This is a genomic window from Mesorhizobium sp. WSM4840 (assembly GCF_055811755.1).
Genome location: NZ_JBVVQD010000043.1, coordinates 1 through 12478 on the forward strand (window position 1 = coordinate 1; position 12478 = coordinate 12478).

Consider the following 12478-nt stretch of genomic DNA (forward strand, 5'->3'; position numbering starts at 1 on the left):
ACAATGTCGACGTGATGCCCGTTTGTAGTTGACCATCCCCATATAAGAGTTTCGGGCGCCGGCAGGCGTACGAAAGTGCCCGAGGAAGGAACCCGCGGGCCACAGGCGGTGGGCTATGGGGATTCTGATTCCGGCTGGTCTTGGGGATGGCGCGACCGCCGTCGAGAAGCGCCGGGATTGATGCGAATGGACCGCCCGTCTTCCGGCCGAGCGATATCGCCTGGCTCGCCTCCGGATCGAGTTTTGCGACCGCGAGGCGAAGGCGCTTGTCGAGACCATTTGTCGATCGCCGGACTCATTTGTCAGCCAAGCGGCGTGGCAAACCGCCATCCGGCGTCGACCGGGCATGCTCCTGATCCACTACAACAGCCGGCACGTAATGGAGAAGATCATCACGCCCGGCGAGCCGACAGTGCAGCCGCAGACCATCGTAGAGGGCACCATACATGCCGGGCTGGACGTATCGCTAGGCGATCTCCGCGAATGGCACACCTTACGCGCCTGGTGCAGAAACTGCTCGCACCACGCGGAGGTAAAGGCGCCGGCCCTCATCAGGCGCTACGGCAAGGACGCGCTGCTCGGCACGGTCGAAAGGGCGCTGTTTTGCACGAGTTGCGACCGAGGCGGCCCGGTGCGGCTGGAGATTCACAAGCTGCCGAGGAATTGAAGCGGCGGGTTGGGAATTTTTGCCGGGGCGAAGCGGTGCGAAATCCGAGGCAGCGAGAGGCGTATAGGCTTAAGGCCGCGGCGTAGGCCAACCAGCAAGGAAAGATCGCGGAGCTCTACATCGCAGGTGATGCCAAGGCGAGGTGGGCTCATGCCGACGAAACGCCCTTATTCATTCCCGAAAGGTGGTGATCACCGCAAAGTGGTCTGACCCATATGTCTTGTCCGACTTCGTGGCCGTTGAGAATTTAGATTCGTCTGTACTCTGTACCGCTATGTGATCGATCGCCTTATCGGCAAAGGATGTGTCATCATAAGTGCGACCAAGGCTCTTGGTCAGCACGGTCCAATTTCCGCCACCCGTCAGTCCGCTTTCTAGGACAGCCAAGGTGTCATCGAAACCATCGCCCTCGCAAGCATTTGCGGGGAAGGGCATCTTCTCACATCCGTAGTCCTTTAGCGTACAATCTGCGAAGCCGCTGCCCACCTTGCCTGGTTCGTACGACGTGTTGAAGTCGCCTGCGATGACGACTGTTCGACCCTCCATAGCTGCGGTTCGCGCGGTTTGCTCAACGGCCGCGATAACGCGCTCGCGTTTTACGGCGTTGAGAACATTCTCCTTCGTAGAGGCTGCAAAGCCGTTTTGGATGCCATCGGTTACCGCTGAGGGAATAGGAATGCTCATCGCGGTAAGCGCCTCGACCGCATCACCCGCTTCAATGCACGGCCCGTTGGTGTTTGATTTGAGATGAACGGGGAAAATCGTGAGCCCGTTCAACAGATCGACGCGCAGGGTTCCCCTGTCGGTGTGACGCATCGGCGAGATGTTTCCGATTCCGGTCGATGTTAATTTTTGCTCTGACGTTTGCAGCGGGCCGAACGGTCCAAATACGTCGTGAGTGCCATCAGCGTTTGAAGCATCAAATTCCGTCGCGGCAGTAAACGGAATTTTAGAGACAACTGCCACCTCGAGGCCCAAATACGCGTCGGTCTGGACATCTCCGAAATCTGAAAGGACAGCGTGATACTCTGGCCAGTTGAGGAATCCGACAATTCGCTCAAGCTCTTCGGGTCCGTTGACTTCAATCAACACGAGCACGTCAGGAGAGAGTTCGTTTGCCATTTGCTGAAATCCAGACTGGCGCTTTTGGATGCTCTCATACATCCCCGCCTCGGAGTTCCAGGAAACAATCTTGATGTCCGCCGCGGCGGCCGGAAAACAGGTCAGTGCGGCGATCGATCCGGCAGCGAGTGCCACTTGGGAAATGTTGAACATGGGCCGCCTCCGTTCCGAACGTGTTCAATCTGGGCGATCAAATATCCAACCTCCTGAACGCCTTATCAGTGGCAGTGGACGCTACCGGAACTGTTGTCCATATGACAGCACTGGCCAGGCGGAGAACTTTTCCGGCAGCCTCCGCCGTGTGCGTAGGACGAGACGGCTCCCAACAGAATGGTAAGCGCAACAACACAGACGGTTGTGAACGTTTTCATGGACTGCCCCCCGGTGACGTTTCAGCAAAGCACTTCCTGGGCGCTGTGAATAGGGGCACCTCAAATCAAGCGGAATCAGGTCTACCGCGAGCGGCCGGCGGCTAGCCGCTGCCGTCCGTCTCGCTTTCCTCGTCGATCGTTTGGATTGGCAGATACGCGTTGGTTTCCAACCAAGCGCAAGATAATTTGGATGAGATCTACGCGACCAACCTTCATCTCGCCGGCAATTGAGTTGAAGGCATCGTCCACGGTCGGCTCCAGCGGCACACCCGCGGTGTTTCGGAGCAGCGCGACGCAGAATGATTTGCAAATCCGCGCGTGGCATGTCCCCGATGCGTTCGGCAACGCTTTCAAGCTCTTCGGCAATCAATAGGTGTGTCTTCACGATGCTCCTTCCGGAAGGAGAGGGCGGGCCAACGATGCTGCCCTGGCGGCGCTTTACCAAATATCCCCTAGAGGCGCTCCAGCGTCGCCCCAATGAGATTCTAGTTCGACGCTTGCCCCTTGGGAGTGACACGCCCCATACAGCGCCCGGAGAGCCGAGATGTTTGTATACGGTCGTGACGCTCTGACTCGTAGTCATCACTGGCGCCGGCCCGCTCCAGCTCATGGGCGACAATCTCAGGCTGACGCTGCATGTCTTGCAGCGCTCGACCTATGACGGCGGCACATAAAATGCAGGGGTGTCAAAGATTGTTGGAAGTCGCACAGACATGCTGAAAATCGCGGCCGCCATTATTAGTGCTTGCAACTCCTGGCTTCCTCCGGGGAGCAGTTCTGGTTCCCGCAGGCGTGTCGCGTTGGAGCAGTCCATGCATGCCGATATGATCACCTTCCCTGAAACCTTCTAGGGAAGATCCCTGCCGCAATACGTCCATTGCCCCAGTCCAACCAAAGTTGGCCGCGGCCCGGAACTGGGTGAACCTCATCCGCGCGGGCTGCTGTAAAACCAAATGGCAGGCGGCCTCTGATGTTTTTTGAAGCGCAATGCTCTTCAGTTCCTGTACTAGTGAAGTCCAACGGAATAATTGCATTGTAGAACCATCAATGCTCGTCTAAGAGGAACGGTGGTCGAGTCCTGCGGGGGGCTTTAATGGAATTCGCCGAATCAATTTCGGCTCGCAATCGAATTGCATGTCGTTTTCTGGCTGTGCTGTTGGCGGCAGCAGCGTACTCTCTCAACGCATTTGCTGACACCTTGGCGCAAAACGGTGCAATGATTGCCGGCCGCGCATCCGTCGTCGACGGAGACACAATCGAGATCCACGGGGAACGCATCCGCTTCAACGGCGTCGACGCTCCGGAATCTTCACAGCTGTGCCTGAACGGCAATGGTCAGAAATACCGCTGCGGATCCATCTCGGCGAAGGCGCTCGATGACTTCCTCAGCAAATCCTCACCTACGACATGCGAGTTCGTCGAGCGTGACCGTTACGGCCGCTTCGTGGGCAACTGCTACCGCGCGGACGGTTCCAGCGTTCAGGAATGGCTTGTGGCAAACGGCCTTGCTCTGGACTGGGTACGCTATAGCGGCGGAGCCTATGCCCAGCTGCAGCTAAATGCCCGCGAACAGAATTTCGGCTTGTGGTCCGGCACGTTCGAGAACCCTTGGGACTGGCGTGCCAACAAGCGCGCCCCGGCGGTTTCCGCACCCCTCGCGGGATTGCCCACTCAAGGCGGCGGAGGCTGCAAGATCAAGGGAAACGTCAGTGCCAAGGGAGAACGCATCTTCCATGTTCCCGGCCAAGCGCATTATGAGCGGACCAGGATTTCGGAAAACCAGGGCGAACGGTGGTTCTGCACAGTAGACGAAGCCGTCGATGCAGGCTGGCGTCCAGCCGCCCGATAGCAGCATCGCCGTTGACGCGGCGACAATTAGAAAACCCAAAACATAGTCTCGCGGGGGTGAGCGTTTGGCAATACGATTTGAGAGCCTGAACAAGCTCAGGGACAAAGTCCTTGAGGCAAATCATGACTTCAGGTCAGGGACGCAGGTATTCCCCAGCCTAAACGTCGACAAGATGGCAAAGGACCTCGACCTTGTAAATGAAGGCAAAAGACGCGGCGCGCTGAACCAGCCTCCGAAAACAGCAAAACCTTACGACGACATCGAGTACACCGTCATCGAGAGGGTGGAGGAGGAAAAGAAAACCTCCCAGCAGGCCGTCGAATCCGACCTCCAACTGTTTGCGGGCCGGCTTGCCAGCCTCGACTTCGAGGACCAGTTCAGCCTGATCAGCCTGGCGAACTCGTCCAGCGTCTCCGACTTCAAAGCCGAAGTGGCCGTTGGCGTCGACGAGCTCCACGGCCTGAGAAGGGCGCTCAACGACGCGGAACGGGAGCATACCTGGTTCAAGGACAAGCATAAACTAATCCGCGCCGCACGCATTCCCGAAGGGGGCGCACACCTGCTCAGGGTCTCGTTGCTGGTGTTCCTGTTCCTTGTCGAAACCGGGATGAACGGCAGCTTTCTGGCCAAGGGAAACGAGCAGGGCTTTTTCGGCGGCATCATCGAGGCGGCGGCATTCTCCTTCGTAAACATCGGCATTGCCCTGCTGGCATCGATCTATTGCGCCCGGCTCGTCACCCACAAATCCTTTCCCGTCGAAGCCATCGGAGCCGCGGCAATTGCCGGCTACGTGGTCCTTGCGCTCGCCATCAACCTGGCATTGGCGCACTACAGGGAAGTCACAGGATCGCTCGCGGACGGGGCGGGAAACCTCGTGGTCAGCAACATGTGGGCCAACCCGGCCGGGCTAACCGACATCAAATCATGGCTGCTCTTCATGATCGGAATGCTTTTCTCGATCATCGCGTTCATCGACGGGTGGTTCGTGCTCGACCCGTATGTCGGGTACGCGGGCGTCGAAAAGAGGCGCAACTCGGCGAGGGAAAACTACAAGGACGGGAAGGGCGAACTCATCGAGCGGCTTCAGGACGTCCGCGACGAGCACAATGACAAGGTCAAGGAAATCATCAAAGGCCTCGGACTGCTGCAGCGGGAACACCGCGCAATCGTCGAACACAGGGGTAAGCTCCTCTCCCTTTTCGCAGAGCACCAGAACCATCTCGAACGCGCGTGCAACCAGCTTCTTTCCAAGTACCGCGAAGCAAACGTCCAGGCGAGGGGAACACCGCCTCCCAAATACTTCTCGAACCCGTACCACCTCGAAAAAGTGAAGCCGAAGGTCACGGCCGACGGCGAATGGGGCGACAAGGAATTGTCCGCTTCGATCAGGGATGCGCAGGCGAAACTCAACGAGGAGGTCCGCCTGATCGGGCAAGAGTGCCAAAACGGCATCGCGGCATATCAGGAACTCGACAGGCTTCACCCGGACAAGATCGATGGCTAGGCGTTACAGCAGGAAAAAGAAGAAAACCAGCATCGGCACGGTTCTGGGGGCGGGTGCCCTTGGCCTGCTGTCCCTTGCCATGGGCATCGGCTTCGTATGGATGTGGTTGCGGACGGATCACACCGTGACCGTGGAGGGCACCAACTGCCCCGCGGCAGGCGCAACCAGCGCAACGGTGGTGATCTTCGACGCGACCGACCAGCTCTCGCCAACGACCTTGAGCGACCTGAAGAACCAGTTCAGGGACATCGTCGGCAGCGTCGAGAAAGGCGGCTACCTGAGGGTGGTCAGCCTGTCAGGTAAACCCGGCGACATCCCGCTCATGTTCGATGCCTGCAATCCCGGCGACGGTTCCGATATCGACAATTGGACAGGCAACCCCGAAATGGCACGCAAGAAATGGAAAAAGGTGTTTGACGAACCGCTCGACAAACTGCCCGATGTCATCGCGAACGGAACCGGGGCCATTCAGTCGCCGATCATGGCGGCGATCCAGAAGGTGAAGCTGACAGTCTTTGACGGCGAGATCGGGGCAGGGCGGCCGAGCAGGCTGTTCGTTGCCTCCGACATGATCGAGCACACGGAACTCTATTCGCAATACAAGGCAGGTCCCGACTACGAAAAATACGCCGGGAGCGTTGCCGCGAAAGAGTACCGGACGCCTCTCGGCGGGGTGGATGTCTCGCTCCTCTATGTCGAGCGCCCCAACCGGAAATTCGAGTCCCTTGCCCATGTCGAATTCTGGAAGCAGTGGGTCGAACGGCAGGACGGGAATTTCGTAAACGTGATCAGGCTGGCGGGCCTCAACATGGCGGGGGCCGAACAATGAGGACGAAGAAACATCAAGGTCTCTTGTCCCATCCCTACTTTCCGATGGGGGTTTTTGCCGCCTTCACGATCGGCGGATGCTTCTTCATTGCGGTCTCGAAATGGTTCCGGGTCGACCCCTTCCTGTCCATGTCCGTCCCGATCCTCCTGATGCTGACCTACTTGGCACTGTCAACGATTACAGGGAAGCTGCGGCTGCATGACGAGCAGACGGGCGACAACCTTTATTACATGGGGTTTCTTTACACCCTCTCGAGCCTTGGCATGGCGCTCTACCAGTTCAGCTCCGACGCCTCCACCGACGCGGTCGTCAAGAATTTCGGCATCGCCATCACTTCAACTATTACGGGCATCGCACTTCGCATTCTCTACAATCAGATGAGACGCGACCCCGCCGACATCGAACGGTCCGCACGCCACGAACTGGCGAATATGACAAGGCGGGTCCGGGCGGAGATGGAAAACGTCACCAGGGAGTTCTCCGACTTCCGTCGGGTGAGCAACCAGATGCTGGAGGAAGGCTTCGACGAGATCGCAAAGCAGGCCGAGCGCAACGGAGAGCATATCAGGACGATCCTCGACAAGCTCGCCATGGAAGCCATCAAGCCGATTCAGGAAGCCGCAGGAAAGCTGGGCAGCGCAATGCAGAGCAATTTCGACCAGATCGAGGGCCAGTTCACCGCCGTCGCCAAGAGGGTGGAAACCGCGGGAGACCTGCTTGAGAAGGCGAATTCCTCGATGTCTACCTCGGTTGACAGGCTGGGGACGCAAGCGGATGTCGTAGCGGCCAAGCTAGAACGCGTTGTCGTGCCCGAAGAGGTCCTGAAAAACGACCTCGCTCCCATGGTGAAGGCGTTGGGGAATGCCGTCGCCCAGTACGCCGTCAAGACCGAAACTGCCTCCGTCGAGCAACAGTCGCGGATGGCGGAAATCGGCAACGTTTTGCAGGGGGTGGCAAACACCACGGCAAAAGCACTCCATGTAGTGGGAGAGCATTCGGAAAGGGCGGCAGCTGCAGCGGAAAAAACTGCCGAAGCGGTCAACAGCCAGCAGCAGCTGATTGAAGTGCTCGCAAGGGTGGTTCAGAAACAAAGCCAGGACACGAACGACCTGGTCGCCAAACTTCTGGCGGGCAGGCAGCCCAACGCTTACGAAACACGGCCCACTACCCAGCCCGCAGCAGCATTTGCCCCAACCACAGCCGGTCCAAGTATCGTGCCTGGTGTCGCCTTGCCCAGGCCCGCTCCCGAACCGGTGGCGGTTTTCCAACCGCTGGATGGCGTGTTGCCGCCCGCTCCCGCAGAGGCCTCGCGCATCAAAGGGTGGTTTGGCCGATGAGCACGCCGGGCGACACGTCCGTCAGTTACGAACGCAAAGGTTACGGTCGCGGCCTGATCCTTGGCCTCACCATGGCCGAGACGATGCTGCTGCTGGTCTTCTGCCTCCTGCTTGCGGCAGGGGCGATCATCGCAAAAAAGGAAAAGGAGGCCGCGGCGGCCGAGAGCTGGGCCATTGAGGCGACGAAGAAAGCCCGGATTGCCGAAGCCCAGGCCGCCAAGGCCAAGAAGGAAAATGAAGCACTTCTCTCACGGGTAGCCAAGATGATGGAATCGGCGACTGGCGGTAGGATACCGGATGAGGAATGGCGCGAACTGGTCAAGGCGAAACAGGATGTCGAAAGGATCGAGGAAACGGGCCTGACAGTCGAAGAAGCCATCAAGCACGCCCCCGTGACCAAGGTCATCAAGGAACACTCGGTGGACGAGAAAATCGCAAAGGAGCTTGTCCCCGCAGTCAAAACGCTGGCCGAGCAGGGGATAACGGCCGAACAGACTGAGAAATTGGCGTCTTCCATGGCGGTGCTGCGCGACAGGGGCTTCACTGAGAAGGCCGATTCCGCGGCCGATCTCGCTGCTGCCTTGGACAAGGCCGCCGAAGAAGGGAATTCAAGGCCGCACAAATGGCCGCCCATCATCAGCATGAGTGAGCTGGAGGGCTACAACTTCAAGGTCGGCAGCGCGGAGTTGTCGGACACGTTCAAGATCAAGCTACGCCAAAAGGCCTCGGAGATCGCAGGGAGGGCGAAGGAATACGGCGTCGACATCATCGAGGTGATCGGACATACCGACGAGCAGGCCATGTCGGGATACGCGTCGAACTTGGACAGGGGGTTAAAACCCGTCCTGGACGGCCAGAAGCCCATCGGCTCCCTGCATCCCGCCGACAACGCAGGTCTCGGCCTCGCACGCGCCATTTCGGTCGCCGAACTGCTCGGAGGCATGCCCGAACTCAAAGGCCTGACTATCCTGCCAATGTCGGGCGGCCAGTTGATCCTGCCCGGAGACCAGCTTACGGACGGTGCGCAGTCAGGAGACGTGAAGGCCAGGCGGCGGATTGAAATCCGGGTCCGCAAAAGATCGGAGCAACAAGCGACAAAGGCCGTCGTTCAGCATACTCGCGACGGGTAGCGTTGAATCCGCTCTCGGCTCCCGACAACTTACCTCGTTTCTTTGGCCATGGCGCGGTCCGAATTCTTCTGCCCGCGGCCGTTACCGGCGAACGAACTGAAACCCTTCCGTCGGCGAAGGTATCCAAATGGCGCGACCCTGCTCGTTCCGATTGACAAGAAGGATGGCAACTTTCCACCCTCGACGGTAGTTGAGCATCAAGGGGCGGTTGAGAACTTGTCGAGTCCGCGCGCCGGCGGGCCGGCATGCGGAGAATTTTCTGCCTTGAGAAAAATCGGGGCCGGGGAATCCGGAGAACGCTATTCGATTGGAGCTCGACAGAACCCACGTCGACCTCGCGACATTGGAATTGGTTCATGCTTCGCCCGAGGAACAAGAGCGACGAATTGAGCAGATCCTGCTCAACAGGAAAATTCGCGACGCGAACTTTCGCGGGCATTCAGCTCCGTCTAGGGCCCGTGTTTGATTCTCACGTCTATGTAGGGTCTAGACCGGACTTGAAACTCGTCCTTCATCCCACTTCCGCCGAAGACCGCATCGCCCCGGTGCGGCCGAGATGATTGCGAGCATGTCGTCGAGGCGCAACCGCACAAACCGGATTGCGATTGATTCGCCGGCGAGGGTTTACAGTGATTCCGGCGACTCCGCGGATTTCAGCGCGGCTTCCACCTCTGCGTCCGAGGTGGCCCGCGCGTGGTGCCATTTTGCGCAGCATGTCGGGCAAAGCGTGAGATGGTTTTCAGCAAATTCGGCCGCGGCGTTAGGTAAGAGTTCCGGGGCCTCGAAATAGGGCGACCCATCGGGAAGGTTGAAAGGCATTTCCTGATGGCATGCTTGGCAGTGCATGCCGTCCGTTATGCGAACGACTTAAACAGATCAGCTTGTACATCCAGCGAGTTCGCCGCGCGAAGGTCATCGTGAATACGTCCGGCGACGTCGCAGAAGCCTCTGACAGAGTCCTTATAGGACTGAAGCCTTTCCCGCATGTGTTGGAGGTATGTCTGCCGCATTTGCTCAAGCTCGGCCATCATACGGTCAAAGCGCTCTTTTGCTTCTTGTGGTGTTTCGGGTTTCGGGGAGGCCTCCGGCATCGGCAGAACCGGAGGTGGGGCGCCGCCCGGGACTTGAATCGCGAGGAGCCTGAAATCGTTGGCCAGTCTGCCGTAGTCGCTGAGCGCCGCCTGGATGCTAACGAGTTGCTGTAGCAGGTCGCGAAAATCCTCTGGTGAAATGACATTGAGGCTCGTCGCATCCTGCTGGATGTTCAACAGGCCGATGCCGAGTGTAGGGACGAAGATCGGCTGCTGATCGATTTGAACAGTCTCGAGCGTGCCGATGATCGCCTCACATTCCTGGCGGGCGACTTGCAACAGCCCGATCATCCGCTCCTTCTGGTCTCGTGACGCGCGCCAATCGTCGACGTAGAGCGCCGCTAGCACACCGAGCAGGGTTGTGAGAATCGGCAACAAGACAAGCGCGATCCACGGATTCTCAATCAGCCGGCGGTAACCACGTTCGTCCGCCGCGGCCATGCCCTCGGAGGCCGATTTGGCTGCATGCCCAGCTAGCTCGGGCAATGCCTCTGCCACAGGCTGGCTCAACTTGTCGAGCGGATGCTTACGGCGAGCCATAGCGAACGTTCTCCGTTGACTGCACGGTACCTACCTCCTCGGGTTCGGCTGGGTTGATGTGACAGGTAGCGCCCGCTGTACCGAAGATCGGAGTAAGGACCTTCGGCGCTTACGGAGGCGCATCAGTATGGGCAGCGAGTGTCCTCATACTTCTTTTCGCGACCGCCGCTATATTTGACCTCAAGTTCGATGCGCTTGCCGTAGGCCGCGAGTTTGTCGAAGAAGGCCTTCTCCTCCGTGTCTTCGTTGATCTCGACGCATCCAATGGTTCCCACGTCGGTTCCGCCGTGGATATACATGTTGGTGCGGATCACCCCGAAACAGTCCCTCATCCGATCAACGGTCGCGCGGTATGGCTCGAGAGCGACCCGCTTCTTTCCCCAGGCGGACTCGGGCTCGGGCGATTTTTCGATTCTCGAGGGCTCGATGGCATATTTCCCTTGTGGCACGGGGCCCTCATCCGCAACCGATTCCTTTGCGGATTCATCGGCAAGACCAGAAAACGCCGTGAACGTCTTGGGACTGGCGCCGTGCCACACGAGTGCATAACCGTCAAAGGTGAGGCGGTCGTTTCCGGTTGTGACACTACCATCGGCCGCTACGTCAACGGGCGCGCTGATTACCAAGTCGACTCCGATGCGCCTGGCGAATTCCTTCTGGGCTCGTTTGGTTGTTCTGCGGGCCATGGTCTCTCATCCTCCTTGTCAAGAAAACCGCGTAACACTTTTCAAATGTGAGCTAACGACGTCGCGGAGCCTGCCCGGCAACTGGACGCCACCTAACTGATCGGCTGTTGTGCAGGAACCGGTTCCGCTAACGCTGTGGCAGCGAAGCTGATTGATGCCGCTAACCGAAACGCCGTGACGAGGCCCGGTCCTCGGGATCAGACGGCATCTCTGTCTCGGGGATTACGGCATGATGCGGTCACCACGTGCGATCATGGATAGCCCGAGCTGGCTGGCCACTATCTTGGGATATGGCATTGAAGGCGATCTGCCAATTCAGCCCCGTGTTTGCTCCGATTTTCGATCAGGGGCTGGATGACCCAGAGACGTCGCAACGTTGCCCTCATGAGCAAGCGCTTGGATGTCATCGCTTTCCGCCAGCCCTTGCCGAAGGTTCTTGATGCCTTTTCCCACATCCCCCATTAGAGCGGAGATGCGACCTCTTCCGAAGAACATGATTGCCACCAAGAGGACAATAAGCCAGTGCCAAATGCTGAGTGCGCCCATTTTGTTCTCCTTCTCAATTGCATATTCTTGCGTTGGGCTTCGATTAAGCCGCTGAGTCAATGGTCAACGTTTCGGTTGAGTTCGACATCAAACCGCACGGACACTGAAGAACTTCGTCTAGAACGAAGCCGATCCGGAGGCCTGGCGACTTGCCGACGACGTGACAAGGTCCGCGGGCGTCGCGTCACCGTCCGGTGTCATACGAAACAGCGATTTCGCCCCTCCAGCGGTGAAGAGTACCGCCTCGAATGAGGGAAACACGTCGTTTTTGCCGTCTACCTTGACGGTTTTGGCCTTACGGTCGATTCGCACCGTTCCCGTAAATTCAATATCTGGCGCTATTGTCAGGCAGGGATTGCTTGCCTCTCCTGAATAGTTGAACGATATGACATCGGCCGAGACGTTTACGTCGCTGATCGTGAAGCCGCCGCCGCCCGACGGCTCTTCACAGATAATGTTGCCGGTCTTGCAATCATACTCGTTGGTGACACCCTGTATGAGCTTGAGCCGCGGCCCGGCTCCGGAACCGATATCGACGGTGACGAGCCCGCCAAATCTCGACGAAGCATCCTGTTTGTTGGAGAAATCCCTGTTGTCGGTGCCAAAGCACTGGCCGATGGGTGCCTCAGGCAACATGGTCAGGCCAGCGTTGCCGGGAACCGGCAACATATATCCTGGAATGCCTGGGTGCTCCTTGGGAATGAAGGTGCGAATAGCAATCGAGACCTCTTGCGAGTGAGCGAGACTGACACCACAAACTACCATGCCGAATGCGAGAGATAGTGTCCTTTTCATTGCGATTCTCC

General features: G+C 58.4%; 11 protein-coding genes. 6 read left to right on the top strand and 5 right to left on the bottom strand.

Going from position 1 to position 12478, the window contains the following annotated elements:
• Positions 1 to 346 precede the first annotated feature (346 nt).
• Positions 347 to 667: a hypothetical protein gene (locus AC0L3I_RS33155; RefSeq protein WP_473529722.1), complete on the top strand. Its 321-nt coding sequence runs from the start codon at positions 347 to 349 to the stop codon at positions 665 to 667.
• Positions 668 to 838: 171 nt separating this feature from the next.
• Here AC0L3I_RS33155 and AC0L3I_RS33160 read toward each other — a convergent pair whose 3' ends face one another.
• The gene (locus AC0L3I_RS33160; protein WP_473529723.1) at positions 839 to 1942 is read right to left on the bottom strand and encodes a hypothetical protein; all 1104 of its coding nucleotides are present in this window, start codon (positions 1940 to 1942) and stop codon (positions 839 to 841) included.
• Positions 1943 to 3253: 1311 nt separating this feature from the next.
• On the opposite strand from AC0L3I_RS33160, the gene AC0L3I_RS33165 reads away from it, so the two are divergent.
• The 5 genes from AC0L3I_RS33165 to AC0L3I_RS33185 all read left to right on the top strand — a co-directional run bounded on the left by AC0L3I_RS33165 (position 3254) and on the right by AC0L3I_RS33185 (position 8809).
• Positions 3254 to 4009: a thermonuclease family protein gene (locus AC0L3I_RS33165; RefSeq protein WP_473529724.1), complete on the top strand. Its 756-nt coding sequence runs from the start codon at positions 3254 to 3256 to the stop codon at positions 4007 to 4009.
• Positions 4010 to 4181: 172 nt separating this feature from the next.
• Positions 4182 to 5513, top strand: coding sequence for a hypothetical protein (locus AC0L3I_RS33170; RefSeq protein WP_473529725.1), 1332 nt, complete (start codon positions 4182 to 4184; stop codon positions 5511 to 5513).
• A complete protein-coding gene (locus AC0L3I_RS33175) occupies positions 5506 to 6342 on the top strand; it encodes a hypothetical protein (RefSeq protein ID WP_473529726.1) in 837 nt (278 codons plus the stop codon). Before AC0L3I_RS33170 ends, AC0L3I_RS33175 begins: the two co-directional genes overlap by 8 nt.
• Positions 6339 to 7679 (top strand): hypothetical protein, encoded by a 1341-nt coding sequence (locus AC0L3I_RS33180; RefSeq protein WP_473529727.1) that lies wholly within the window; start codon positions 6339 to 6341, stop codon positions 7677 to 7679. Before AC0L3I_RS33175 ends, AC0L3I_RS33180 begins: the two co-directional genes overlap by 4 nt.
• Complete coding sequence (locus AC0L3I_RS33185; RefSeq protein ID WP_473529728.1) at positions 7676 to 8809, top strand: OmpA family protein; 1134 nt, start codon at positions 7676 to 7678, stop codon at positions 8807 to 8809. The genes AC0L3I_RS33180 and AC0L3I_RS33185 overlap by 4 nt, the downstream gene beginning before the upstream one ends.
• Before the next feature lie 854 nt (positions 8810 to 9663).
• On the opposite strand, the gene AC0L3I_RS33190 is transcribed toward AC0L3I_RS33185, so the two are convergent.
• The 4 genes from AC0L3I_RS33190 to AC0L3I_RS33205 all read right to left on the bottom strand — a co-directional run bounded on the left by AC0L3I_RS33190 (position 9664) and on the right by AC0L3I_RS33205 (position 12467).
• Positions 9664 to 10440 (bottom strand): hypothetical protein, encoded by a 777-nt coding sequence (locus tag AC0L3I_RS33190; protein ID WP_473529729.1) that lies wholly within the window; start codon positions 10438 to 10440, stop codon positions 9664 to 9666.
• A gap of 122 nt (positions 10441 to 10562) precedes the next feature.
• Positions 10563 to 11126 (bottom strand): tlde1 domain-containing protein, encoded by a 564-nt coding sequence (locus AC0L3I_RS33195; protein ID WP_473529730.1) that lies wholly within the window; start codon positions 11124 to 11126, stop codon positions 10563 to 10565.
• A gap of 315 nt (positions 11127 to 11441) precedes the next feature.
• Positions 11442 to 11672: a twin-arginine translocase TatA/TatE family subunit gene (locus tag AC0L3I_RS33200; RefSeq protein WP_473529731.1), complete on the bottom strand. Its 231-nt coding sequence runs from the start codon at positions 11670 to 11672 to the stop codon at positions 11442 to 11444.
• A gap of 117 nt (positions 11673 to 11789) precedes the next feature.
• Entirely contained in the window at positions 11790 to 12467 is a 678-nt protein-coding gene (locus AC0L3I_RS33205; RefSeq protein WP_473529732.1) for a DUF3238 domain-containing protein, read from the bottom strand.
• Positions 12468 to 12478 lie beyond the last annotated feature (11 nt).